The organism is Sphingobium sp. MP9-4 (assembly GCF_005281675.1).
GTDB classification, from domain to species: domain Bacteria; phylum Pseudomonadota; class Alphaproteobacteria; order Sphingomonadales; family Sphingomonadaceae; genus Sphingobium; species Sphingobium yanoikuyae.
Map to the genome: position 1 here is coordinate 48,797 of NZ_LUFI01000030.1, position 23,920 is coordinate 72,716.

31 protein-coding genes, 1 tRNA gene and 1 pseudogene are annotated in these 23,920 nt (G+C 60.0%); 18 read left to right on the plus strand and 15 right to left on the minus strand.

The features are described 5' to 3' along the window. Positions 1 to 6: 6 nt before the first annotated feature. Positions 7 to 1,239: a phage portal protein gene (locus tag A0U87_RS09785; RefSeq protein WP_137405478.1), complete on the minus strand. Its 1,233-nt coding sequence runs from the start codon at positions 1,237 to 1,239 to the stop codon at positions 7 to 9. Between the two features lie 11 nt (positions 1,240 to 1,250). After that, a complete protein-coding gene (locus A0U87_RS09790) occupies positions 1,251 to 2,813 on the minus strand; it encodes a terminase TerL endonuclease subunit (RefSeq protein WP_137405479.1) in 1,563 nt (520 codons plus the stop codon). Between A0U87_RS09790 and A0U87_RS26725 the strand changes: the two genes are divergently transcribed. Then, the gene (locus A0U87_RS26725; RefSeq protein WP_240700539.1) at positions 2,757 to 3,593 is read left to right on the plus strand and encodes a hypothetical protein; all 837 of its coding nucleotides are present in this window, start codon (positions 2,757 to 2,759) and stop codon (positions 3,591 to 3,593) included. The two genes, A0U87_RS09790 and A0U87_RS26725, sit on opposite strands and share 57 nt — an antisense overlap. Here A0U87_RS26725 and A0U87_RS09800 read toward each other — a convergent pair. Further along, positions 3,574 to 3,984, minus strand: a complete 411-nt coding sequence (locus tag A0U87_RS09800; protein ID WP_137405480.1) for a hypothetical protein — start codon at positions 3,982 to 3,984, stop codon at positions 3,574 to 3,576. The two genes, A0U87_RS26725 and A0U87_RS09800, sit on opposite strands and share 20 nt — an antisense overlap. An 80-nt stretch (positions 3,985 to 4,064) precedes the next feature. On the opposite strand from A0U87_RS09800, the gene A0U87_RS09805 reads away from it, so the two are divergent. Both A0U87_RS09805 and A0U87_RS09810 read left to right on the plus strand, forming a co-directional pair. Further along, complete coding sequence (locus tag A0U87_RS09805) at positions 4,065 to 4,622, plus strand: hypothetical protein (RefSeq protein WP_137405481.1); 558 nt, start codon at positions 4,065 to 4,067, stop codon at positions 4,620 to 4,622. Between the two features lie 222 nt (positions 4,623 to 4,844). Next, positions 4,845 to 5,234: a hypothetical protein gene (locus A0U87_RS09810; RefSeq protein ID WP_137405482.1), complete on the plus strand. Its 390-nt coding sequence runs from the start codon at positions 4,845 to 4,847 to the stop codon at positions 5,232 to 5,234. Here A0U87_RS09810 and A0U87_RS09815 read toward each other — a convergent pair. The 4 genes from A0U87_RS09815 to A0U87_RS09830 all read right to left on the minus strand — a co-directional run bounded on the left by A0U87_RS09815 (position 5,203) and on the right by A0U87_RS09830 (position 7,501). Then, on the minus strand, positions 5,203 to 5,574 hold the full coding sequence (locus A0U87_RS09815; protein WP_137405483.1) for an HNH endonuclease signature motif containing protein: 372 nt from the start codon (positions 5,572 to 5,574) through the stop codon (positions 5,203 to 5,205). The genes A0U87_RS09810 and A0U87_RS09815 overlap by 32 nt on opposite strands. A 398-nt stretch (positions 5,575 to 5,972) precedes the next feature. After that, positions 5,973 to 6,272: a transcriptional regulator gene (locus tag A0U87_RS09820; protein WP_206366593.1), complete on the minus strand. Its 300-nt coding sequence runs from the start codon at positions 6,270 to 6,272 to the stop codon at positions 5,973 to 5,975. Positions 6,273 to 6,274: 2 nt separating this feature from the next. Beyond that, positions 6,275 to 6,604 carry a type II toxin-antitoxin system RelE/ParE family toxin gene (locus A0U87_RS09825; RefSeq protein ID WP_137405484.1) on the minus strand — a complete coding sequence of 110 codons (330 nt, stop codon included), beginning with the start codon at positions 6,602 to 6,604 and terminating at the stop codon, positions 6,275 to 6,277. 147 nt (positions 6,605 to 6,751) lie between these two features. Then, on the minus strand, positions 6,752 to 7,501 hold the full coding sequence (locus tag A0U87_RS09830; RefSeq protein WP_206366594.1) for a hypothetical protein: 750 nt from the start codon (positions 7,499 to 7,501) through the stop codon (positions 6,752 to 6,754). 185 nt (positions 7,502 to 7,686) lie between these two features. Here A0U87_RS09830 and A0U87_RS09835 point away from each other — a divergent pair, with 185 nt between their 5' ends. Further along, the gene (locus tag A0U87_RS09835) at positions 7,687 to 8,439 is read left to right on the plus strand and encodes a hypothetical protein (protein ID WP_137405485.1); all 753 of its coding nucleotides are present in this window, start codon (positions 7,687 to 7,689) and stop codon (positions 8,437 to 8,439) included. A gap of 66 nt (positions 8,440 to 8,505) precedes the next feature. On the opposite strand, the gene A0U87_RS09840 is transcribed toward A0U87_RS09835, so the two are convergent. Next, entirely contained in the window at positions 8,506 to 9,336 is an 831-nt protein-coding gene (locus A0U87_RS09840; RefSeq protein ID WP_137405486.1) for a hypothetical protein, read from the minus strand. A gap of 358 nt (positions 9,337 to 9,694) precedes the next feature. On the opposite strand from A0U87_RS09840, the gene A0U87_RS09845 reads away from it, so the two are divergent. From A0U87_RS09845 to A0U87_RS26170, 4 genes are all read left to right on the plus strand, one after another. Continuing rightward, positions 9,695 to 10,162 (plus strand): hypothetical protein, encoded by a 468-nt coding sequence (locus A0U87_RS09845; RefSeq protein WP_137405487.1) that lies wholly within the window; start codon positions 9,695 to 9,697, stop codon positions 10,160 to 10,162. A 458-nt stretch (positions 10,163 to 10,620) separates the two neighbouring features. Next, positions 10,621 to 11,190: a hypothetical protein gene (locus A0U87_RS09850; RefSeq protein WP_137405488.1), complete on the plus strand. Its 570-nt coding sequence runs from the start codon at positions 10,621 to 10,623 to the stop codon at positions 11,188 to 11,190. A gap of 99 nt (positions 11,191 to 11,289) precedes the next feature. Then, entirely contained in the window at positions 11,290 to 11,652 is a 363-nt protein-coding gene (locus A0U87_RS09855; protein WP_137405489.1) for a hypothetical protein, read from the plus strand. Between the two features lie 64 nt (positions 11,653 to 11,716). Beyond that, positions 11,717 to 11,866 carry a hypothetical protein gene (locus A0U87_RS26170; protein WP_170978382.1) on the plus strand — a complete coding sequence of 50 codons (150 nt, stop codon included), beginning with the start codon at positions 11,717 to 11,719 and terminating at the stop codon, positions 11,864 to 11,866. 169 nt (positions 11,867 to 12,035) lie between these two features. On the opposite strand, the gene A0U87_RS09860 is transcribed toward A0U87_RS26170, so the two are convergent. Beyond that, positions 12,036 to 12,245, minus strand: coding sequence for a hypothetical protein (locus A0U87_RS09860; protein WP_137405490.1), 210 nt, complete (start codon positions 12,243 to 12,245; stop codon positions 12,036 to 12,038). Between the two features lie 161 nt (positions 12,246 to 12,406). On the opposite strand from A0U87_RS09860, the gene A0U87_RS09865 reads away from it, so the two are divergent. From A0U87_RS09865 to A0U87_RS09890, 6 genes are all read left to right on the plus strand, one after another. Further along, positions 12,407 to 13,876: a hypothetical protein gene (locus tag A0U87_RS09865; RefSeq protein WP_170978383.1), complete on the plus strand. Its 1,470-nt coding sequence runs from the start codon at positions 12,407 to 12,409 to the stop codon at positions 13,874 to 13,876. Positions 13,877 to 14,029: 153 nt separating this feature from the next. Continuing rightward, positions 14,030 to 14,446: an HNH endonuclease gene (locus A0U87_RS09870; protein ID WP_240700541.1), complete on the plus strand. Its 417-nt coding sequence runs from the start codon at positions 14,030 to 14,032 to the stop codon at positions 14,444 to 14,446. Positions 14,447 to 14,459: 13 nt separating this feature from the next. Continuing rightward, the gene (locus tag A0U87_RS09875; RefSeq protein WP_137405493.1) at positions 14,460 to 14,729 is read left to right on the plus strand and encodes a hypothetical protein; all 270 of its coding nucleotides are present in this window, start codon (positions 14,460 to 14,462) and stop codon (positions 14,727 to 14,729) included. Then, positions 14,726 to 14,929 (plus strand): hypothetical protein, encoded by a 204-nt coding sequence (locus A0U87_RS09880; RefSeq protein ID WP_137405494.1) that lies wholly within the window; start codon positions 14,726 to 14,728, stop codon positions 14,927 to 14,929. Before A0U87_RS09875 ends, A0U87_RS09880 begins: the two co-directional genes overlap by 4 nt. Beyond that, on the plus strand, positions 14,926 to 15,171 hold the full coding sequence (locus tag A0U87_RS09885; protein WP_137405495.1) for a hypothetical protein: 246 nt from the start codon (positions 14,926 to 14,928) through the stop codon (positions 15,169 to 15,171). The genes A0U87_RS09880 and A0U87_RS09885 overlap by 4 nt, the downstream gene beginning before the upstream one ends. Beyond that, positions 15,168 to 15,410 (plus strand): hypothetical protein, encoded by a 243-nt coding sequence (locus A0U87_RS09890; RefSeq protein WP_137405496.1) that lies wholly within the window; start codon positions 15,168 to 15,170, stop codon positions 15,408 to 15,410. The genes A0U87_RS09885 and A0U87_RS09890 overlap by 4 nt, the downstream gene beginning before the upstream one ends. Here the strand turns inward: A0U87_RS09890 and A0U87_RS09895 are convergent. Further along, entirely contained in the window at positions 15,371 to 17,098 is a 1,728-nt protein-coding gene (locus A0U87_RS09895) for a recombinase family protein (protein ID WP_137405497.1), read from the minus strand. The two genes, A0U87_RS09890 and A0U87_RS09895, sit on opposite strands and share 40 nt — an antisense overlap. A gap of 71 nt (positions 17,099 to 17,169) precedes the next feature. Here A0U87_RS09895 and A0U87_RS09900 point away from each other — a divergent pair. Then, positions 17,170 to 17,460: pseudogene (locus tag A0U87_RS09900) on the plus strand (JAB domain-containing protein); the annotation flags it as partial. A gap of 2 nt (positions 17,461 to 17,462) precedes the next feature. On the opposite strand, the gene A0U87_RS09905 reads toward A0U87_RS09900, so the two are convergent. The 3 genes from A0U87_RS09905 to A0U87_RS09915 all read right to left on the minus strand — a co-directional run bounded on the left by A0U87_RS09905 (position 17,463) and on the right by A0U87_RS09915 (position 19,898). Next, positions 17,463 to 17,843: a VOC family protein gene (locus tag A0U87_RS09905; protein WP_048937916.1), complete on the minus strand. Its 381-nt coding sequence runs from the start codon at positions 17,841 to 17,843 to the stop codon at positions 17,463 to 17,465. Positions 17,844 to 17,940: 97 nt separating this feature from the next. Next, positions 17,941 to 19,332, minus strand: a complete 1,392-nt coding sequence (locus A0U87_RS09910) for a DEAD/DEAH box helicase (RefSeq protein WP_048937917.1) — start codon at positions 19,330 to 19,332, stop codon at positions 17,941 to 17,943. A 134-nt stretch (positions 19,333 to 19,466) separates the two neighbouring features. Then, the gene (locus tag A0U87_RS09915) at positions 19,467 to 19,898 is read right to left on the minus strand and encodes a hypothetical protein (protein WP_004207401.1); all 432 of its coding nucleotides are present in this window, start codon (positions 19,896 to 19,898) and stop codon (positions 19,467 to 19,469) included. Between the two features lie 77 nt (positions 19,899 to 19,975). Between A0U87_RS09915 and A0U87_RS09920 the strand changes: the two genes are divergently transcribed. The 3 genes from A0U87_RS09920 (at position 19,976) to A0U87_RS09930 (ending at position 22,715) form a co-directional block, all read left to right on the plus strand. Further along, on the plus strand, positions 19,976 to 21,430 hold the full coding sequence (locus A0U87_RS09920; RefSeq protein ID WP_048937918.1) for an FAD-binding oxidoreductase: 1,455 nt from the start codon (positions 19,976 to 19,978) through the stop codon (positions 21,428 to 21,430). A 116-nt stretch (positions 21,431 to 21,546) separates the two neighbouring features. Beyond that, positions 21,547 to 22,335: a SapC family protein gene (locus A0U87_RS09925; protein ID WP_004207403.1), complete on the plus strand. Its 789-nt coding sequence runs from the start codon at positions 21,547 to 21,549 to the stop codon at positions 22,333 to 22,335. Positions 22,336 to 22,640: 305 nt separating this feature from the next. Next, positions 22,641 to 22,715, plus strand: a tRNA-Glu gene (locus A0U87_RS09930). A 72-nt stretch (positions 22,716 to 22,787) separates the two neighbouring features. On the opposite strand, the gene A0U87_RS09935 is transcribed toward A0U87_RS09930, so the two are convergent. Together A0U87_RS09935 and A0U87_RS09940 are read right to left on the minus strand one after the other, a co-directional pair. Beyond that, the gene (locus A0U87_RS09935; protein WP_048938651.1) at positions 22,788 to 23,258 is read right to left on the minus strand and encodes a nuclear transport factor 2 family protein; all 471 of its coding nucleotides are present in this window, start codon (positions 23,256 to 23,258) and stop codon (positions 22,788 to 22,790) included. After that, a complete protein-coding gene (locus A0U87_RS09940; RefSeq protein WP_048938624.1) occupies positions 23,258 to 23,887 on the minus strand; it encodes a pyridoxamine 5'-phosphate oxidase family protein in 630 nt (209 codons plus the stop codon). The genes A0U87_RS09935 and A0U87_RS09940 overlap by 1 nt, the downstream gene beginning before the upstream one ends. Positions 23,888 to 23,920: the final 33 nt, after the last annotated feature.

Sequence of the window (23,920 nt, forward strand, 5' to 3'; positions counted from 1 at the left end):
TAATATTTATGCTGCGGCGGCTTGGGCGTGATCGGGGCCGAACAGGTTCGCGGCGGGTGTCAGCTTGTCGGCCGACGGATCGTCCGAACGGTCGAACCCTTCCATTTCGCGGGCTTCGTTGCGGGTGATGATCCCGGCCGCGATGCCAGCGTTATAATAGGTCATCCGCTCGACGGCGGTTCCGCGCAAAAAGTCACGGTTGTCGAGCGAGATTGTGTAACCGGCACCGCGCTCTGCCGCCGTCAGCAGGTGGACGGACGCAGACTGAACAAATCGGGTGTGCCAATGGGCGTCGGTGTCCTGATCATGCGCGATATGCGCCTGCTCGACGCTGGCATAGGACTGTGATCCGCCGCTCTGGAACACTTTAGTGGGCGACACGCGGAAGAACCGGCAAATCTCTTCGATCTGGTAACGCCGCGCCTCGATCATCTGGGCATCGGTCGCGGTGGCCGACATCGGCGTATAAGCGAGGTCGGCGGGAAGAAAGGCGGTCTTGTGCTGCTTTCCTGGGCCGGAATAGGCGCGCGACCATGCCTCGCGAAGCTGTCGGACCTGGTCGTCGGTCATCGGCGTCTTGGCGCTGATCAGACCGGACAATTTGCCGCCGTTGATGAATAGATCGCTGGCGAATTTCTCGGCGTGACGCGCGAGGCCGATAGCCTGACGCGCAGTGTTGACCGCCGACATGCCTTCGTATGATCGCCAGGCCGGACCCTTCAAATGCCAGATTTGGTCGGCGGGGACTTCCCGTCCATACAAGAAATAGCGGACAGGCGCGCCGATCACCGACGGATCGACCAGCACGGTCACCGAACCGGGGTCCATCGGCAGCAATTCGAGAATTTCATTTGTCGCACGGCTGCGGTTGACCCATACGAAGGCATTGCCATTTAGGGCCAGGTGGAGGCCGATCTGCTCGCGAAATTCGTATGAAGTCTGCCGGTCGTTCGGCGCCAAGTGAAGCAACCGATACAGCGGATGGCGGGTCGCCAGCTTCTTGCCGCGAACGTCCATCTGATGAAGATAGCAAGGCGGTAATGCGAGGCCCTCCGCAATGACGCGCGCGCAGGCAAAGACGGCCGAAATCGCAATCGCGGACGTGCCGAATTCCTGCTCGTCGCGTAGTTGTCGCTCGATTGTTTCGGGCGAATGAACCGGGACGGTGGTCGTGGTGGCGGACTTGGTAGCGAACGACTGCTCGACCGGCATCGTCCGAAAAATGTCGAGGAAACCCATCGACTATTTAGTCAGTCCCAGAATTCCAAGGCGATGTCGGCGCGTGCCGGTGGCGGTTCGACGGACGCGGCTGCGTAAGCCATGATGGTCGCCACCATGGCGTCGATCTTGAGGTGATCCTGGCCGCTGGGTTTGACCGGAATACGGGTCACGCCCCTGGTCGAGGCGCAGATATTGGCGGCGCACCAATCCAGCACCGCATTTCCGGGATGGACCACCAGGCCGTTTTTCAGGTCCGCCTCGAAATCGTCCATCGCCATCGTCCAGGCGCCTCTGTTGTTCGCCTGCCAAATCATCGTTGGCACACCGGCCGCCTCGTAACGCTGGCGCACCGCCTCCCCCTGCCACTGATCGAAGACAGCCACGCGCACGTCGAAATGCTGACGCAGCCATTCCAGGCGCTCTTCAGCTTCGGCGAACGATGACGCACTACCAGGCGTTTGGATAAGATCGCCGCGCTCGACCCATTCCGCATAGGCCGATGAATTGGGGCTATTGGCGACCGCGCCTTCGGGGGCCATACACCAAGGGAAGATCGCAAGGCGCCCATCGTCGAGCGGGACGGCCGCGTTGATGCTGGTCAAATCCTGCTTCGTCGAAAGGTCGGCCGCGAGGAACGCGGGACGCCCCGCAAGCGCCATGATGTCGAGCGTCGGGTCGGCTGCGTTCGCCCAATCGTTTTGATTTAACCATCCGGCCGCCGATGCCACCCATTCGTTCAGGTGTTTGGTGCGTGCCGCCGCTGCCTTTGCCGGGGACTGAAGCGCCTCGTTCAGCTTGTCGCGCAGGAATTCCTCCGACAGCGACGCCCCGATCGCGGGGTTCGCCTTGATCCAGCTACCGAAATCTCGCCAGTCGTCGTCGGCGTCGATCGTCCAGATGGCTGCGAACAGCTTGTCATCGATCGAACCGCCGCGCAGCACAGCCTCGGCGGCAAGCTGTTCAGTGCGACACACGCCCGCCAGATTGGTGCCAGCGGTCGAAATGACGAGAAGTAGGGGCTGACGACGCGCGCCCATGCCGGTTCGGAACGCCTGAATTTGCGTGTCGTCGATAGCCTGGTGAAGTTCATCACAAATGGCGAGATGCGGTGACGATCCGTCCTTCGTGCGGGCAATGACGGGGACGAACGATTGGCCGGTCGTTTCACAAAAGACCGATTTCGCCATGACTTCGACACCGAACGTATCGAGGAAATGGGGTGACAATTCGGCCATGCGCTTAGCGGGGGTGAAGACCTCGTTCGCCTGGGCAAGATTGCTCGCACCACAATAGCCTTCGGCGCCCGGCTCGCCATCGGCAAATGTCATGTAAAGCGCGATAGCGGCGGCGATTAGCGACTTTCCGCTTTTGCGGGGTAGCAGGATGAACGCGGATCGGAACCGGCGAAGGCCGTCCGCCTTGCGGACCCAGCCGAAAATATTGGCGATGATCCAGACCTGGAACGGCTCCAACCGGATCGGCTGACCGGCCCATTGCCCCTTGATATGGACCAGCGCTTCAACGAACGCACAGGCGTGGTTGATATATTTGGCCGAGAACGTGATGTCGGTGCGGTTGAAGTCATCGAGCATCCGCTGGCACGCGGCGCGGATTTGCCAACAGGCAGGCACCTTGCCAGCGACGACGCGCTTGGCGTAATCGACTGCGGTCCAAGCGTAAGAATTTCGGGGATATCGCACCCGATATTTATGAAAGTCCGCCGCATGCCAAATGCAGATGCCACTAAATCAGAAGCCCAATCCGACCCGACCGCTCCAGAGGACACTTTTTCGATCGATAGATACAACCTGCCAAAAGACTTTCCGACGCATCGACATGACGCAATCTTTTGGGAAGAGCTTGGTCGCGTAGTGGGAACTTTCGGGTTCCTGGAAGAAACATTGACGCGGGCGATATTCGCCCTGACCGCAACCCGAGAATACGACGACACCGAAATCGAGGCTGCGTTGGAAAAATGGCCTGGCGTGCTGGAAAAGGCCGTCACCGATGCCTTGGGTGCGCAGATCGCAACCTTTGATCGAGCCGTTCGGGATCACACGTCCACAGCTTCTGAAACACACGAGGAACTTGTGGGCAAACTCCGTGACGCTGCTGAACTTCGGAACGCCGTATGCCATGGTTCCTGGCGACTACCGGACGATGAAGGGCGCTCTATCCCGTTCTACATCGACCGCAAAAGGCGCCGCTTTGACACTCCAGTTGACGTGGATTTCCTTCGACAAACTCGGCAGGAAATTATTCATCTCGTTGCCGACGTGATCGATACGGTAACGCGTCTTGGATGGCAGTTCCCTGGATCAGCCGGACCAGGGAAGGTGGTCTGGGAAAAGTCTAACGCGCGCGAACGCTAAACGGACTCGTCTTCGCGGGTTCCCGTGCCGCGATCCTGGCGAGGCGCGACTTGGCACCAGCTATCCCCAAGAGTTCTGCCTGCTTCCGAAGCTCCGACCGAAAGGCGGCGTTGACCGGCTCTTGCGCGCGGACAGAAGCGACGAAGACCGCCATGGTCTCGCAATAGAGGGCGACGGCGCTGCTATCGACGGCGGTCGCACCCGTCGCGGCAATACGCTCGATGTCGGCCGCCCACACTTCACGAGCGCCAGGCGAGAGCCATTCCGGCATGACCGGCACGTCGCGAACTAGGTCGGGCGTGATGCTGACGACGTTGTTATCGACGCTTTTCTTGCGGGTGCCAGCTAGCTTTTTGCGGGCTGGATCGGAGAGTTTCTTGCCGGGAGCCATATGCGGATATTTATCCTGTTGACGCGCGCTCCGTTTAAGCTATTTCTGCCGTATCGTTTTCGTTATCATACGGAGTCGTTGTGAAACAGTTCAAGACAATGGAATCATATCTGAATGCGTTGGCGCTCAACCCGTCGCTGGCCATCCTGACATATCAGATGGTGGCGGACGGCGTCGGCCTGACACGGGCTGCTATCGCGCGACAAGTCAAGAATGGCGCCTTGGAGGGCGTGTCGATCGACGGTTCAAACTACGTCCTGGCGGAATCCGTAATCCGCAAAAATAAGGAACATGCGAACGAAGTCGCAATCATTAAGGCTGCGTTGGAAGATTTCGCGAGGCGCGGCGAGACCACTACCTACGAACCGGTGATGGCGTTGACAGGTCGAACGCACACGAACCCGAACGATCGCGGAATGATCGGCAAAATTCTAGGCGCAATTTCGCGTGATACTATGGATAAGCACGGCTTCTTGCTGTCGGCCTTGGTGTTTAATAAAACCCAGAAAGCTCCGACTGGATCGTTCTTCGGCCTTGCGGAAGAAATCGATGAAGAGAATTATCAAGAGTGGGATTCAGCGGAGGAATATCTCCACGATCAGCTTCGGAAAATCTTCGATCACTATCGCCGACCCTAAATTTTAATTCGGACGCGTGAAAAAAAGCCTGGGCTGCGGTAGTCCCAATATATGGTATATTATGATTTTACCCGCCCACTATATGGGGCGATTGTGCTGCCGGATCGTTGGTCGTCACCGCGATCCGACAGCACGGGAGCAACGCCTCTATTTATCGTTCGAGCCTCGACAGCCCGCTAAATATCTGCCTCCTCGACCGGTTTCACACGCAGGCAAACCATTATGCGCATACCATTTTCAGCGGCATTCGGCGCCGCGACGCTGATCGGCACCATCGGCTATACGATCGCCGACAACGTCATCAACGTCGGCCCGGTCCAGGCTGCTTTCGGCGACCTGGCCGGACCCTTCATCATCGTGCTGGTCGCGTTCTTCCTCGTTCCGTCGTTGGCGTTGCTGGGACGGTCACGGATCGCGCGGGGATGGCTGTCGCTGGCGGTCCTGGCCGGGGCTGCTTTTCTTGTTTGGGCGGCGCAGTTCTTTTACGCCGACGACGTGATCCGCGAATTTCCGATCGCCATGATGATCACGCAAATCGCTGGCGTCATCGCGCTGTGGTTTCCGGGGGCCGACGACTGGTTCAACCGTCGGGACGAAGCCTGCCGCGCTTGATCCAGTCCGCCAGTTCGAGGTCAGCCATGATATCGCGGATATCAAAGCCACGGCGCAGGAACCGCGCCTCGACCTTCCCCTTGCTGTCGTTGCAAGGCGCACACGCTGGGGCCAGGTTCCCCGCGTCATTGCCACCACCAAGGGCCAGCGCCACGACGTGATCGACCACCCGCGCAGGCGTGATGCGACCGTCGTGTCGGCAGTATCGGCACAGCGGCTCCTGGGCCAATATGCGGGCACACAGGCGCCGATACGCGCTCGAATGATCACGCAGATGGGGCGATCCACCGAAGCGCTGGGCGGGCTTCTTTCGGCCAAATATCGCGGGTATTTCGGGCATCACGTATTTAACGCAATGCGGTTGGACGGCCCCAACCGCTGAACGACGCGACCGGGGTAACGATCGCGCCTGCGGGACCGCCCGACTTCCTACTATGCCTCGGACATCTTCGAGTCAAAAAATTGGCCCGACCAGGGAGACGATCGGGCCACTATTATTTGCCGCTGCTGAATTCGGAACGCCGGGAAAATGGCGATCTCTTGTTCGACATGAATTACGCCACAAATGCGAAGATAGCGTTAACCGTCGCGGAAAAAGAAACGGCCCACCCGACAGTTCGGATGGGCCGAGTTTATTTGAAGACTTGTTACAGCCTTCGGGTCGCGATCGAAACATGCGCCGTTCCGGGATAGTTGGCAAGCGCATTAATCTAACGTTCATTTTCTGAACGTCCCAATTTAGGCCGGTTGCGCGATCCGCTCGATCATCTTCGCGACGCCGGTCGGGTCGGCAGCGATCATCTGCAACAGGACGCGGGCAGGCTGATCCGGGGCACGGCGGTTCTGCTCCCACCCCTTCACCGTCGGCAGCGGAAGATGATAGACCTCTGCAAACCTGGCCTGGGACAGCTTCGTCACCGCACGGACGGCCTTCACGTCAACCGGTTCGTGGACCACGTATCCTTCGCGCTTGCCCGCGTAATAATCCTTCACATCGTTCAGGCCGGACATGATCCCGGCGAAATCTTCGTCATCCACGATCATTCTCCTTTCTTAATCTCTTTCGCCGCAGCCCTGGCTTTCTTCTTCTGGTCGTCCGTCAAATTGTCCTGCTTGGACTTCGACAGGACGGTGATCAAAAAGACCGGTTCGTCAGCGTTCTGGTAATAGGTGATCACACGGTAACCTCCGCTCTTCCCTTTTCCTTCGCGCGGCACCCGAACCTTGCGAACCCCGCCGCCGCCTTCGATGATGTCGCCGATTGTCGGGTTCGCGGCAATGTGATCGACGATAGCCGTGCGCTCGTCATCGGTGATGCCTGCCGCTTTGGCAGCGTTGATATAGGTTGGAGTTTCGACGACCGTCTGCATGCCATCCCTCTACGCCAATGACGCCCAGGAGGCAAACTGAAAATGGGCGTCAATGACGCCTAGTCGATAATGCAATTGGAGCAGATGGATCGGCGCTACCCCGTCGCTGCGCCGGTGGTTCCGGCCATCGCTTGCTTCATCCGCCCTTTATTTAGCCTGTCCGCGCACCATCCGCGCACCAACGTCGTCGATGGCGGAACTCGGCAGGATCGGCACAGTCAGGCGGTCGCGGACGGACTGGTCACGGAAAGTCATGTAGCGAAGCTGGTAACCAGGAAGCGGCCGGGCCAGCCCCATTTTGCACCAAGTCGTGCGGGTTCGATATTCGTGCGGAACGTCTAGATCGGCGCATAGCTGTCGAACGGTCTCGCCGGACCAATGGGCCTCCAGGGTCATGGCTGCATATCGACGGCCGACTGTCGGGAACTCGTAGATGGTCCGGTTCGGCCTGATCTGTGTCAGATCGAAGCCCGCTGCCTGATAAATCGTGCCGTGGCCCGACTGCGTCCCGTCGCTATATGACAGCAACCATTCAATCTGCGGATAGTGGGCGAAGATCAGCCGACGCGCCATCGCAAGACATCGGCTTTCCGCATTTTTTGGCAGCACGTCGTCGAAGGCCATACGCGCCAGTTCCAACATCCCAGACCATGGCGTTTCGCGCACCAGCGGCAATACCTTGCTCTTGTCCATCGGCGGCCCGAACGACATCACACCATGGCACTGGTCACCAATGAACGCGCCCAGGTGAAGCTGGGCGTTCCTGGTGTAGGTGCCGGAATAGTGGAGACGCTGGATCAACGGATTTGCGTCCCGGCTGGCGATCGGCATCAACCGGATATCTTTAGCGCTGATGGTCATTTTGTGGGGCGCGGGCCGTCCGGCAGGATCGGCCATTCTATGGGAGTGATCATCAGCCTATTTACTCTCGCGCGCTGCCCAGGACTGCCGGAGCCCGGCGCGCTGAAAGTCAGCTATAGTGCTGATTCGCTTGACCTTTCTGATACCGTTTATAAGAAGCCACTTAATTTTCTTAAGTTTCTTACAGACTTGACGCAGTTAGGAGACGCATAAACGTGATAATGTCTTTTGAGGATATTCGAGCAGCCTCAGCGCAACTGCTTGCCACCGAAAAGCGAACAGCAGAAACTGTCCAAGAGACAACTCCTGACGTAATAACGGCCGACATAATTAATTTCGCACAACGCTTGGGATCGGAACCGCCTCGGTTTCTTCCCGTCATAGACGATCCTTACGGTTGCTATGGCTGGTGCAGCGACGGCGTAGATGCAAAAGTCCGGGTAGCCGGAGGATCGCCTGTATTTGGTTGGACGATTTGGGAATGGCCGGAAGCATTGCTCACAGCCGAATTTCACAGTGTATGGAAATCTCCAACCAACGATCTCTTCGACATTACCCCAAAACCAAAAGGCGAAGATCGCATCATCTTCGTTCCTGATCCGAGTTACCCGCAGAACTTTAATTTCGACAATCGACCACGTAACCAGCGCATGCGTATCTGGGCTGACATTGACAAAGGCAAGGAAGCTCAAGTCCTTCTGACGCAGTTGTCGCAGAGCCAACACGCGTATGAAAGCCGCAGAGCAGAACGGGCTGGAGTTTCGCTAACAAAGTGGCTGGAACGGAAGGTTCCAAGCGATCCCATTGCCGCCGCCATTGACGAAGTCATCGCGGCAAGCGACGTTTTCGAGGCGCACTATGACTCTTTAGGCGTCGGCGGCAGCCAAATTCGGGCCGATGCTCGACTCCTTGCCCTTATGAAGAGAAAGGAATTGGCGCTTGCCGGGTTTAAGGCGCTCTGGGCGTCTCGATAGAGATTAAATCCACCATGGGCAGCCTTGCAGCCTCGACTATCGATGATGGTCGGGGCCATTTTCGTTTCAGGCCGCCATTTTCCTGTTCGATCGACGGACTTCGATCATCTCCGCGACGACCGCATCCCAATCGATCAGCGGGATCGGGAGATGATTGCCGACCGCAGGGCGACAAATGCTGTTCAGCTTGGATTCCAGCGCATTCGGAGTCAGGATGGTCATCCACTCTGCGATGTTGCAAAGGGTGCGGGCGGACAGCAATTCGATTTCATTGATATGGGTGGTGAACCAGGACAGCGCTCGTGCAGTCGTCGCAGCGCTGATCGTCCGACCTCTCGGCGTCCAACGCAGCATGTCGGTCGAAAGCGCAAGGTAGCATGCGTATTCGTAGTTCGCGAGACGGTCGAAGCTGATGGTCACAGGTGGCACCCGGTTGAACAACGCTTCGATATGGGGGCGCAGTTTTTTGTCCCAAACTGTCAAATCATGAAGCGGCGCGTTCGTCGCGATGATCAGCGGCGCGGTCACCCGAACATTATCGTAGAGGCCGGTTCCCCGTCGATCGGTCGCGATTTTGAGAATATTGAGGCACTTGTCGCTTCGGAAAATCGTGTCGGCTTCTTCCATAATGACCGGACGATTTCCCTTCGCGGTCTTCAGAGCGGCAAGCAATTCGCGGGAATTGGCAGGATTGGCGAAGACAGGCTCCAGGCCTTTCTCCTGCCACACTTTGATGGCGGTCTTCGTGATCACCGTCTTGCCGATGCCGCCCGGCCCGCTCAACCAGGCGACCGGCCAATCACCAGCGACGACCAGCCCGACACTTTCGCGGGCAAGGCGGAATCCTGCGGCGACCGCATTTCGTTCGGGCACAGTCATCCAATCGGCAAAATTCATGCGTTTGCTTCCTTCAAAAATTATAAAAATGGCGCGCCATTATTGGGCATTGACCGGGGTCAAGTTCAGTCGGTGATTACGTCACCAACGATCGACGATCTGCCAGGCGGACTGGCGCGGATCATGATGTGCGCCGCGACACATATGGACCGGGGTCCGATAGTGTCCCCCAGGCGTCGAGGGGAAGGAAATGGGCGAACCGGGGTTCGATCATCCATCAAAGGGTGGCCACCGCGTTTGACCCGGCCGTAATAGGGAAGACCGATGGACCTGAATACGCGAATTCAATCGTGCAAGGGCTGACACGATTGAAAGTGATGGTTAGACGGCCGTCGAACCAGATCGACCAGGGCCACCGATGGGCAGCGCACAAGAAGAATCGAGTTACGCGAAACAGAAGGCGAAGCTGCATTTTGCGATGACGATGATGACCCACATTCGTCAGGCGCGTCGAGAGATACGCACTGCTGGTGCGCGGGATAGTGATAGCGCCGTCGCGCGGTGGCTCACCGATTATAACGTTCGCCATCCTGGAAGCCCGATCAAGACTGCTCGCGGGAAGACCAAGTGGACAGCGCAGCAGGTCAATGACGTTTGCACTCCGGAGCCGACGGCGCGAGCCATGTCGGACTATCTTCAGAAAGCGGCAGACGACGCAGCCAAAGGATACGAACACGTATCACGACTCGCCGGGATCGTGCCGGACTCGGCCGATATAGAACGACTGCGGAATAAGCATCGCTTAGGTCAGGACGAAATGCTGGAGGTCGGGACCAAGCTGGGTAGGATTCTGCGACTGGAGGAACGGCCAGGCGATTTGCCTTGATCGGCACCGGCGCTGACCTGCTGAATTAATTTGTGCGTATACCACTTTCGATTTTGACTTTTGAATTGAAAGATGTATACGGGAACAATCCCGGAGATTTTTCTCCAAAATCAATGATTTCTGTTGCGCGATCGATTCGGCGACGCTAGAGGCGTCTCCGTCAGCGCAATTCCGCGCCTTCGACATACAGAAAGCGCCACGCCATGATCATCCGACCTTCCGGCTAACCAGCCATCCCCATCACCGTCCCCGAAACCTGCGCGGCAGGCGACGGGCGGACTCTGACTTTTTGACCTACACCAACTCGCCAGACGTTCTGGCGGGGAAAAGGAAATATTGCCGAATGAACAAGATGCGTGAAATTCTGAACACCCTGAAAACCCGAGGGATTTGGCCTTGGGCAAACCCGAAACAGCCCACACAACCGGCGAAAAAGACTCGTAAGGGAGAATCGTAATATGACCACTTTTGCATATGGCGAGATTGCAGCCGCAGTGCTGCGCGATGCACTCGCCAAGCTCCCGCGAAACAAATCTCTCCGGGGTGATGTTGATTGGGATTACACGAACGGTAGCTGGCGCCATTGTTCATACGCCACAGGCAAAGAAGCTTTGCAGCGCGGGGGCGAGCAGTATGGCCTCCGATTGAACCGGGTCGGTGCCAACATGCTTGTGTATGACCCCGAAGATTTGGCCGCAGCAAAGAAGCGCATGCATAAGCACGTGATCACGCACGGTGATCCCCGCAGCCCGCAAATGAAATTCTTCGTTCATAATCCTTCCCGCGAAGTGGTTCGCCGCGTCCTGGAAATGGACCCGGAAACGGCGGGCATCACGATGGGTTTCAACGGCACGATCGGCTCCGCTTGCTTCATCGTGAAACCCACTTGGCTCGATGACACCGCTCTCTCGACGATGATGGCAACCAGAGCGCACAGTGGCCGAAATTATCGCACGCACTGCATGGATTCTTGTTTCGATCGGCTGAACGCAAAAACGGTAGAAAGCCGCACGTCTAAAGCCGCCTAACCAGGCCGCCCTTCGGGTCGCACCGAACCTTTCCAACATCGTCGAAATCCACATGCCGGGGCGCGCGGGGCGCTCCGGTCGTCGGGGGAGCCATATCTAATGAACAGCACGACAAAGACCATCATCGGCGAAATTCACGCCATCGCCGCCTCAATCTTCCGGGGCCGGGTGGACGGACACCGTCACCTGGACGGCGCTTCGGTGACCATCGCGGAAAAAGATGCGATCACCGTCGAGACGATCAGCCACCCTTCGTTCAACGTCACGCACGTCCACATCGGCCCGCACGCCGCCACGCGCATGTTTACCGGCGATCACCTGGCGTTCATCGCCTGGTCGGTCCTGTTGGACGCCAATGCGTCGGACGATCCGCCCCACCATTGGTTCGACCTGGTCAAATTTCCGACGGCCTATCTGGCGCTTCGGCCCAACATGCTGGCGGGAGTGGCGACCAATGGTTGAATACGAACTTCCCGCCTGCCTCCGTGTGCGCGGTGGATGTCGAAGCGCGCCAGGTGGCGAGATCGTGACGATCAAGGCGCGTCTCAAGGACCATGTCGCCGCGTGGCTCGCCGAGAACGTCACCGGCCGCTGGGAGGCACACGTCGGAACCCGACCGACGATCGTCTTCGACGACTTCGCCGACGCTGCCCTCTTCAAACTTCGGTGGCTTTGACGATCCGCGCCGACGATGTCCCCGGCGCTAGTATCGCCCCCGGCTTCGCCGGGTCAAAATAAGGGTCAGGGGGCGTCGAGGGGGCCGAAAGGCAGGATATCGGGTTGTTCCCGTCGAAGACGGGGATCGACCCGACCCGTGACCGACGCGCAGCGCTGGGCGCGCCGCATCATGTTCGTGCGAATGATCCCGGCCCGCCCAGGCGGGCAATCATCCGTCTGCCAGGTAATCCGTAATTTCGAAATTCGCGAAGCCAGATGACTTGGTGATTTCGACATGCCGGATCATCCGCATTTTCATCCGCGAAGACGCTGGTGCGTTCGAACGCCAAATGATCGGGCGCCGTGATCGCGAGCGACCACGCCACCGGCGTCTTCATCGAGACCTAGCGGCCTCGATTTCGACGCATTGAGATAAATATAGATGGACCTGCCAAACTGGTATACACTTCGCATTGTTCATTCATTCGAAGAAATATGTCCTTTTTTATTCTTAATATACTAAGGATTTTTGGGGACAAATACTAGCGCGAAGGGACACTTGAATATTAATATTTTGAAAGGAAACATGACAACAATTTTCTATTCTGCCGAGCGCTGCGCCGCTGGCAAATCCCACGCACAGCGCGACCGCATCGTTACCACACCGGGCCTCTACCTCCTTGCTGTCGATCGCCGCGAGATGATCGGCGAAGCCGTCCGCAAGCTCCGCGAGCAGGCCGTCCAGGCAGGCACCAGCCCCGTCATCCGCGAAGTCTATAGCCGTGACCAGAACCACCCCGACGGTTCCGCGTCCGTCCGGGTCGATATCGAAGCGCTGCCGACCACCTACACGACCGGCCACATTGTCGTCGTGACGACGCACGAAGCCCTGCGGTTATCGGACCTGTCGAAATTCGAGGGGTGGGCCTGCTGCATCGACGAAGCGCCGAACGCGTTTTTCCGCGAAGAACTGGTCACCCATGCCCTGGGCAGCGCCTGGTTCGCGGCACGATACGAACTGATCCCTGCGGACGATGGTCGTCCATACGCGCAAGTGCGCGCCTATTCTGACGCGCCCGCCGCCGCCGACGTGGCCAGCGACACCATCATGCGATCGCTGGACCTTTTCCACCGTCGCGTCGTGTCTGGTCGGACACCGGTTTATGTCGATCTTCGGGGCTGGTCGGAAATGGACAATCGCAAGCGCGCCTGGACCTGGCATAGCCTGTGGCTCCCCACTGAACTCGAAGCGTTCGACCGGGTCGAGATCGTCGCGAATGCGTTTGACGAGAGCGTCACCGCACTTATCTGGCGCAATCGTTGCCCGCGCGTCGGGTTCGTCCCCCTGCCGCCGCTGTCGGCCGCTGCGTTTGCCCATCGCGACCTGACGATCCGCTATTTCGCCGAGGCCCATGGCGCGACCGGCTACCTGTTCGACAGCACGGACGGAAAGGCCCGCCTTGGGTCGATCGGCAAGTGGATGCGCCAGACCGATGACCAAGGGCGACACCTCAACGTCGATCCTGTGAACCACATCTGGACCGCCAATCTGCGCCAAGCCGAAAAGCTGGGTGCCATGCCGGGCCAGCACCTTTCCCCGCGCCAGGCCGGAACGGACAAATTCGGCGCGCTGACGATGGCAACGATGATCTATTCCGCCAAGCCCGCGCCTTCGGAAATCGCCATCCTCGAAACGTTGGGCGTCTCGCCCGCCCAGGTCGTCAAGGCACGCGAGACGGAAGACCTTGTCCAATTCGCAAACCGGATCGGCCGCCGCGCCAACGACGATCGCCCCCTGACCATCACTGTTTACGACCGTGTCCAGGCCGAAGCACTCCAGGCCTACTTCGACAGCGTCGGTCATTTCCGCACGAACCTCGTCCTGGTCGATTTGGGCTTCGCTACCGCCGAAGCGAAGCGGGCCGGACGACCGTCGAAGCCGAAGCGCACACCCGAGGAAGAGCGAGAACATCAGCGCGAGAAAAAGGCCCGGCAGCGGGCAGAAGCGAAGGCGAAAAGAGCCGCCTGACGAAACAAAAATGCCCCGGACCATCGCGATCCGGGGCAAGTCGTAGCTTGAAAAGAAACAGTCTTAAAGACATTCCCCTTATATCACTTCTTATGATTAAGTCCAAATATAACCATTCGTTCGCGATGATAAATAAAAGTATCAATCATTTTGGTGCTTTTAATTATGATTACCGTTACTGCATTCGGCCAGGAAAGCCAGCCGAGCACTTCCGTCGAGACCTTCCTCCCAATCCCTGGCTTCCCCGGCTATAGCGTCAGCGAATTCGGAACCGTGAAGGGGCTGCGTTCGACTGAAATGTCGCCCGCCGACAATGGCACCGGCTATCTCCAGGTCATCCTTTACCGTGATGGAAAGCCGCACCGGCAATACGTCCATCGCCTCGTCTTGATGGCGCACATCGGTCTTCCACCTTCGCCGACCCACCAGGCCGCACATTGGCCGAACGCTGATCGCAGCGACAATCGCTTGGCAAATCTTCGCTGGGCCACGCCCCGCGAAAATGCCGCCGACAAGCGTCGCGCCGCCAACACCCCGACCACCCCGACCACCCCGACCACCCTGCATTGAGAGTTCCACACCCGTGATCACATTCGACCTTTCCGCCCTGCTCGACTTTCCCGCTATCGTTACCGAATTCGCCGAGGACTTCTGCGCCGACTATGACATCGATGATGTCGGTGGTTTCATCGCCCGCGCTTCGAAGCGCGTCGGCGCCGACCTCGATGCCGCCATTTACGCCACCGTCCAGGTCATCGACGGCCGCTTGGTTCTTCAAGCGTCACCGCATCGTCGGGCGCTCGGCCACTTCGTCCAGGTCCATCAGGACATGATCGCGGAGGGCGCAGCATGACCATCGACCGAACCATCACCCACCGGCTGGTCACAATCGAGACCAAGCTCGACCGCGTCGAAACCAAGCTGGACCGGTTGCTCGACATGCTCGACCCGGACGGTCCCGACCAGCAGGCGATGCACCACGATCTGGAAAGCATCCTGTCGTCGATCGGCCAGGCCGTGCTGACCCCTGCGGCCAGGGAGGTGAAGGGATGACCGACCGTGCCGAAACCCTTCGCAGCCGCATCGACCGCCTTCGTGTCGAACGCACGGAGGCCGAAGCCACCCTGACCGCTATCGTGATCGCGCTGTCGGTCACGATAGGCGAACTGTTCGAACTGCTCGACAGCGACGAATATCTTCTTGCGTCCGATCCCGGCGAACGACGCTCTTTCGAAGCTGCCATCGCGAGCCTTAACGCTGGTCGCGGGATCGAAGTCCACCTGGACGACCTGTGACCGATTACACCGACCTCGATGTTGTCGTTCTGGTCGAGACGATCTCCGAAGACTGGGCCACCCCGACCGGGACCGTCAAGCGAACCGTCCCGGCCGGAACCGTCGGCACGATCGTCTCCGTCTATGGTGACGGATCGCTGGAGGTGGAATTTCCGACGACGACCGTGCGGGTGACGGCTGGCCAGATACGGCCGGTCGATCAAGAATCGACAGTTGTCTTCGCTGCCCGTTCCGCCTGACTGTTTAGCGATCGACCGACCGTATCTGCGTCCTTCCCACTCGCAAGCAGCATCATACGCGAGAGTGGATTGGTCGGGTCATTGCGATAGTCGTCGATGTGATCCCGGACGCGAACGACGTTACCAGCCCCGTCGAACCAAAGGACAGTGTGAAGACCTACCAGCGTCATGATGATCCGCCGCTCGTATTTTCCCCCGCTCACTTTCTTCCGCGCGAACACGATACGCTCCACAAGACCTTGGACGGCAGTGCGGACCAAGCGACGCGCCTGCTGGCGTTCATCCTCGTCGTCACTGTCCATAGCTTCGCGGACCTCTTTCACCCGCTTGAGGTGATCTTCGTCGCTAACCTTCCCGCGTGCCAGTTCCAGTTCAGTTTCTGCTGCTGCAAGAGCCTGATCGAGACCCGCCAATTCCGCTTCGCGCGCGTCAAGGCGCCCGCCCAAATTCGCGCTTCCCGACCCCGCCTCGATCAGATCGAGCAAATTGTTGACCTTCGCCTGGGCCTGCTCGCGCTCTTTTCGAAGGTCCGCGACCCGCGCAAGCAGCGGGGCAGTTTCCTCGACCTTGCTGAAATGCGTGTCATCCAAAGACAAGTGGAGCATTTGCTCCAACGCGGCCGCCTCGAAAATATCATAACGATATTGCAACCTATTGACGCAGGTGCCGCTGCGGGCGCCCCGGCAGAGAAAATAGTAATATTTCCTCCCCCGACCATTTCCGTTGACGACCTTTTCCATCGCGCCATTGCATTCGGCACAGACCGTCCGACCAGCAAACAAATTTCGCGCTTCGGCCGCAGACCTTCCACCAGTTCCCCTCCGCGCTATCTTTGCAGCCCGCGCGCGCTCAACAAGATCGGCTGAAACAATCCGTGGATAGTAGCCCAGAATGATCTCGTCTCGATCCTCGCCGACAGCTTTACGATGGTATTCACCCTCAACCATGTGGGTGGTCAGGATGTCGCGAACGTAACCGATTTTCCATTCGCTCTTTTCTGACTTCCAACCTCTCGTCCACGCAGGCACCATCTGATTGAGCCGCTGGCAAATCGACGCGTAGCCCAAGCCACTCGCTGACCATTCGTATATCTGCTCCACGACAGCCGCCCGCTCAGGATTGGGCGCCCACTTCCCATTTATGTCGATAAGCCAGGCAGGACCGCGCGGAGAGTATATTTCGCCCCGCTGCGCTTTCTCGATCTGGTTTGCGTTCACCTTGGCGCGCATGTCGGATTTGCGCTGAGACTCCGCGTTGGATCGCTGCGCTTCCAGAAGATACTGGATCAGATCGACGATGTTCTCGCCAGACAGACTATTTTCATCGAAAATCTTATTGAGATTGGCGACGGCAACGCGGATGCCAGCTTCCGTCACCTCTTCGATCCATCGCCGCGCCTTGCGAACATTTTCGCGGGAAAGTCTGTCCAAGTTTTCGATGACTAAGATCGAACCCGGAACGATTTCACCGGCATCGATACGAGCCTTGAATTCGCCCAAGCCGCCCGATCTGAGATGGTCTCCTTTCCAAGCTGATCGGCCCCTATCTTCTATCGGGCCGCCTGGCGCTAACGTCCAACCGTTCGCTTTCACCATTGCGAGTGTGACCTCGTCCTGACGCTCGATCGACGAGCCTCTGTCCTGCGACTTGGTGGAAAAGCGGTGGTAGCGATATGCCAGGGTCGTCATCGAGTTTTCCTGAAATCTGTCCTGCTATGATCCCGTCTCTACCGCCGAAGCATTTCCGCGCAACATGTTTTCATCTCAACAGCCGCAACATGCTGATCCGCGACGAGAATATGGGTGACGGATCGATCGACCAGGCGGCCATATATACGCGCGAGGTTATCAAGCGGGCCATGGAACTGGGATCAGCAGCCCTGATCCTGGTGCACAATCATCCATCGGGCGATCCATCCCCCAGCAAGCAGGATATCGAGATCACCCGCCAGATTGTCGAGGCCGGCAAGCGGCTGGGGATCAGCGTCCACGACCATATCATCATCGGTGCGCAGGGGCATAGCAGCCTGCGCGCGCAGGGACTATTATAGCGTCAGGCGCCCTCGATCAGTTCGGACGGCCAGCCGATGCGCACCAGCAGTCCATCCGGACCGTTGATCCCGACCTCATACAGCCCCCATTCGCGATGGCGCAAAATGCCGCCTGGCCGGATGACCAGATCATCGACCAGCGCCGCGATCGCCGCCACATCGGGCGTGCGCAGATAGACGCCAAAGGGATTATGCGCCGGCACATCCCAGGGCGGCGCGCCCGCCTGGGTCAGATGCACCTCGCACCCCCATCCCTCCATGATATGATAATGGTGATCGCCGCCGATCCGCACGAAGCCCAGCCTTTCCCAGAAGGCCAGGGCAATGGCGACGTCATTGCTGGGCACGATCGCAAAAGCGCCAACACCTGGAATTGCCGTCATGGCCAATCTCTCCCCTTGCCCCGTCCCGATCACATAACAAAAAGGCCCCCGCCATGCCTGCGCGTGACGGGGGCCTTTTCAATCTAAGTGGCGCCGTTCAGCCGCCAAAACCGAAATTCAGGAATTCGGGCACCGGACCGTTCCAGCCATCGTCCGGACCATCATCGGGTTCCTGACGGCGGCTATGCGGCGCTGGGCGTGCAGCCGGCGCATCGCGGCGGTCGTCACGACGATCATCCCGCTTGTCGTTGCGCCGGTCATCCTTGCGCTCGGGCTTGCGACGCGCGTCGCGGCCGCCGGGCCGCTCATTGTGGCGCTCCTCGCGATCGGCCTTGCGCGGCTCTTCCTTCGCGCGCGGCGCAGGCGCAGCCGCGACCGGCGTTTCGACATAGTCGATCTTGGTGCCGATCAGCTTCTGGATATTGTCGATCGCCTCGGCATCCTCGGCCGCGACGAAGGTATAGGCAACGCCCTTGGCCCCCGCGCGACCGGTACGGCCGATGCGGTGGACATAGTCATCGGGATGCCAGGGCGCGTCGAAATTGAAGACGTGGCTGACGCCCTTGATGTCGAGGCCGCGGGCCGCGACGTCCGACGCCACCAGGATGTTCACGCTGCCATCGCGGAACCGCTCCAGTTCGGCGATACGCGATGCCTGGTCGATATCACCATGAATCTCGCCCGACTTGAAGCCGTGACGCTGCAGGCTCTTGTTCAGTTCGCGCACCGTGGTCTTGCGGTTGCAGAAGATCACCGCGCTCTGCACCTCTTCTGCTTCCAGCATCGCGCGCAGCGCTTCACGCTTCTTGCGCGAATCAACCTTCACCAGCCGCTGGGTGATGTTGGTCGATGCCGTTGCCGGGCGCGCCACCTCGATCGACTTGGGATTGTCCAGGAAACGATCGGCCAGCTTCTTGATGACCGGCGGCATGGTGGCAGAGAAGAGAAGTGTCTGGCGCTGCGCCGGCAGCTTGGTGCAGATTTCCTCGATATCCGGGATGAAGCCCATGTCGAGCATGCGGTCGGCTTCGTCGATCACCAGCATGTTGCAGCCGTTGAGCAGGATCTTGCCGCGCTGGAACAGGTCCATCAGGCGGCCCGGCGTCGCGATCAGGACGTCGACGCCCTTTTCCAGCGCCTTGATCTGGTCGCCCATCTGCACGCCGCCAATCAGCAGCGCCATGGAGAGCTTGTGATATTTGCCGTACTTCTCGAAATTCTCGGCCACCTGGGCGGCGAGTTCGCGGGTCGGCTCCAGGATCAGACTGCGTGGCATCAGCGCACGGGCGCGGCCATGCGCCAGGATGTCGATCATCGGCAGCACGAAGCTGGCGGTCTTGCCCGTGCCCGTCTGCGCGATGCCGATGATGTCCTTCATCATCAGCACCGGCGGGATCGCCTGCGCCTGGATCGGCGTGGGCGTGTCGTAACCCGCCTCGGTTACGGCCTTGAGCAATTCGTCGGAGAGGCCGAGATCGGCAAAAGTCATTCAAATGTCCGGGACAGGAGGTTGGCCGTCCTGCGCGTCCGCACGACGGAAATCGCGCGCGACTTGCGAAAATATCGCCATCTTGTCAAGGAAATCGCGCAATATGCTGGCCAAACCAGCCGTTTTTCTGCCGATCAATCCTCGGCGTCCGCTTCCACAAGCCGCCTGAAGCTGTCGATCCCGCAACTCGCGCCACTGCGGGCCTGCAACTCGTCCCGCCCCGAACAGAGCGATCCATCCTCGTCCGGCTCGACATAGAAGCCCGAATAGAAGCTGGCGGAATCACATCCCCGCTCCAGCCGCGCGCGGTAGCGATGCTTGTCCGCCAGGATCAGGTCGACCCCGTTGGACACCACGATGCTGGCCCCGCGAATCGATCGCAGCGCCACACAGCGCGGCCCCTTCTTCTCTTCCCAGCGCTCGTCACTCTTGGGCACGACTCGCGTCGGCGCCCGCCCCTTGGCCATCGGAACACGAATGATCACGCGCTGCTCAATCGTCAGTTGCGCCCATTGCACCGGGTCGGCAGCAGGCGCTGCAAGCAGCATCAGGATGGTATGAACCAAGCGGAACCCCTTTTGGGAGTGGCAAGCTATCGGCCAACGGTTGAACCGTCGATGAATTCCGGGGCATAGCATGTCCCATGACAGAACAAGCCATAATCGCACAGGATGCCATCGATCGCTTCGTCGCCCTGCTCGGCCCCAAGGGCGTCATTACCGATGCCGACGATATCGCCCCCTGGGTCAGCGACTGGCGCGGCCGCTATCATGGAAAGGCCCGCGCGATCCTGTCCCCTGCCTCGACGCGCGAAGTGGCCGACTGCGTGGCGCTGGCAGCGGAACTTGGCATCGCCCTCGTCCCCCAGGGCGGCAACACGTCGATGGTCGGCGGCGCGACACCGCCGGCCGACGGATCGGCGCTGATCCTGTCGCTGCGCCGCATGAACCAGATCCGCAACCTGTCGGCCGACGACAATCTGGCGGTGTGCGAGGCCGGGGTCATCCTTTCCAACCTGCACGACGCCGCCGAAGCGGCCGGCCGTCGCTTTCCGCTCAGCCTGGGCGCCAAGGGATCAGCCACGATCGGCGGCCTCGTCTCGACCAATGCCGGCGGCACCCAGGTGCTGCGCCACGGCACGATGCGCGCGCTGGTCGAGGGGATCGAGGCTGTGCTGCCTGATGGCAGCATCTTCGACGGGCTGGACGCGCTCAAGAAGGATAATCGCGGCTATGACATCAAGCAGTTGCTGATTGGCGCGGAAGGCACGCTGGGCGTCATCACCGCGGCCGCCCTGCGGCTGGTGCCCGCCATCGCCGCCCGCGCGGTTGGCTGGGTCGGCGTGCAGACACCCGCCGATGCCCTCGCCCTGCTGCGCCTGGTCGAAGGCGAACTGGGTGACAGCGTCGAGGGGTTCGAGGTGATTGCCGACGATGGCCTTGGCCATGTCCTGTCCCATATTCCCGGCACGCGCTGCCCGATCGAGACCCGCACGCCCTGGCATGTGCTGATCGAGGTCGACCATGGCGACATGCGCGAGCCCGGCCCGACCGAGCGGCTGGAAGGCGCGCTCGGCCTGGCGCTGGAACGCGGCATCGCGATCGACGCCGCCATTGCCGCCAGCGAATCCCAGGCAGAGGCCTTCTGGCGCATCCGCGAATCCCTGTCGGAATCCGAAAAGGCGCAGGGGCCCGCGCTGCAATATGACATCAGCGTGCCGGTGCCGCGCATGCCGGCCTTCATGCTGGAGGCTGCCGCCGCCGCCGAAGCAGCCTTCCCCGGCACGACCGCCTCTTCCTTCGGTCATCTGGGCGATGGCAATGTCCATTTCCATGTCCGCGCGCCCAGGGGCACCAGCGACGGTCCGGCCTGGATCGCGGCGCAGGGCCAGGCGATCAACGCCTTCGTCCATGACGCGGTGGTCGCCGCGGGCGGTTCCATCTCGGCCGAGCATGGCATTGGCCAGATGAAGCGCGCCGAACTCGGACGCCTCGCCAGCCCGGCCCGCATCCATGCCCTGCGCGCGATAAAGACAGCCTTCGATCCGGGCGGCATCATGAACCCCGACAAGCTCATCCCTCGCCCCGACGAGGGTTGAGCGCAGCATATCCACAAAGCGATTGCCTAGCGGGATAGCTCCGATTATCCCGTCACACCCATATTCGGATCAGCGACGCAAGCCTTGCGCGCTTTCTAACAGGACGGAACAACATCATGGCCAGCGCGCCCGCGAACAGCCTTCCCATCTTCTACAACGACCTGATCCCACTCAGCACCGTCGATCATGCCGATTATCGCACCCAGCCGGTCGATGCCGCTCCGTTCCTGGTAACCCAGCACGCCGTGCCGCTAACCATCGACGAATTCGTCTCGGCCCAGCGTTTCGTGCCCATCATCTTCTCGGCGGGCCAGGATTCGGTGCCGCTCGCGCTGATGGGCCTCAACGAAGGCGTGAACGTCTTCGTCGATGACGAAGGCAAGCTGCGCGGCCCGGCCTATATCCCGGCCTATGTCCGCCGTTACCCCTGGATGCTGGCCAAGCTGCGTCCCGACAGCGACGAACTCTCGCTCTGCTTTGATCCGACCAGCAAGGCGATCGGCACCGAAGGCGACGGCCCGGTCCTGTTCGAAAATGGCCAGCCGACCGACGTGACCAAGGGCATCCTGAAGTTCTGCGAGGATTTCGAGCAGGCCGCCGCCCGCACCGGCCAGTTCATGAAGGATCTGGCCGAGATGGACCTGCTGATGGACGGCGAAGTCGCGATCCAGACCCCGAACAACGAACAGCCCTTCGTCTATCGCGGCTTCCGCATGGTGAACGAGGAAAAGCTGCGCGACCTGCGCGGTGACCAGCTGCGCAAGATCAACCAGAACGGCCTGCTGCCGCTGATTCACGCCCATCTCTTCTCGCTGCAGCTGATGCGCGAGATCTTTGAAGGCCAGGTCAGCCAGGGCAAGGGCCCGATCGCTGTACCGGCCGCACCGGTGCCAGCAGACGCCTAAAGTCCGATTAACTCCGTTAATCGCAAATATATCGGGACAGGGCGGGGCTTGCTCTTGAAAGCAGCCGCGCCCTGCCCTATTTCTATTGCATGCGATGCGCCTGCCCCCCTTTCGGGCGCGTCGTATAGGGCGCCTCCCCCTTGGAGGCGTCTCCTCCCTGAACCTGGCCACCCCGTGCATCGCATGGGGTGGTTTTTTATGGGCTGCAGTCAGCGTAGGTCGCCGGAAATTTTCGCTGCTTTCGCTTGACGCCATCGCCAGCCCTGCCTAAAGGCACGCCCCTGCCTGTCGCCCATGCGACATACGGCCCCTTCGTCTAGCGGTTAGGACGCGGCCCTCTCACGGCTGAAACACGGGTTCGATTCCCGTAGGGGTCACCAGATTCGATCATATCTGACGAACAACAGATATGCCGACGCACTGGCGATCGCATTTCTCTGCGGGCAGCCGCCCTACATCCCTAGCTCGCTCAACCCCGGATGATCGTCAGGCCGGCGCCCCTGCGTCCAGTGGAATTTCCGGTCGGCCGCGCTGATCGGTGCATCATTGATGCAGGCGAACCGCCGCTGCATCAGGCCGCTCGCGTCAAACTCCCAATTCTCGTTGCCATAGGAACGGAACCAGTTGCCGCTGTCGTCATGCCATTCATAGGCGAAGCGCACCGCGATGCGGTTGTCGGCAAAGGCCCATAATTCCTTGATCAGCCGATAATCCAGTTCGCGCTGCCATTTGCGCGTCAGGAAGGCGATGATCGCGGAGCGGCCATTGACGAACTCCGCCCGGTTCCGCCACTGGCTGAGCGGCGTATAGGCCATGGCCACCCTGGCCGGATCGCGGCTGTTCCAACCATCCTCGGCCAGGCGCACCTTCTGTGTCGCGCTCTCCAGGGTGAAGGGTGGCAGCGGCGGTCTCACATTGTCCATCATGCGTCTCCCATCTTTGCAAGGCGATTCTGCAACGCCCTATTTTCAGCTTCCAGTTGCGCCAGCCGCTCATGCAGCGGCCGGACCGCCTGTTCGATCTCGCGCTCGGTGAAGCGCGGCGTGATATGCTGCGGGCAATTCCAGTCGAACGCCTCCAGCCGCAGCCGGAAGATACGTTCTGCCCGCGCCTTGTAATCCTTGTCCATGACGAGGTCGGTGAGCGCCGGATCGGCATCGAGCGCCAGCTTCTCGACATGGACATAGATTTTCAGCCGGGCGCGGCGGGGATAGTCCATCAGGATCAGGCAAGCCCGGTCGTTTGCGGCCAGGTTGCCGGTGCTGATATATTGGCGGTTGCCGCGATAGTCGGCAAAGGCCAGCGTCCGGTCGTCGATCAGCTTGAGGAAGCCGGCCGGGCCACCGCGATGCTGGACATAGGGCCAGCCATCCTCCGACACGGTGGCCATGTAGAAACTGTCGCGGGCCGCCAGGAAATGGGCTTCATTGTCGGTGAAGCGGTCAAAAGCGCGATTGCCGCTGAACGCCGCCCAATGGGCGTCCGCGCCCATCTCCGCCTGCGCCGCGCGGACGCTCGGCGTCGTGGCGATATCCAGAAAACCGTAGGACATGGTCCGTCTCCCATCATCCGTCCGTTGCGGGGC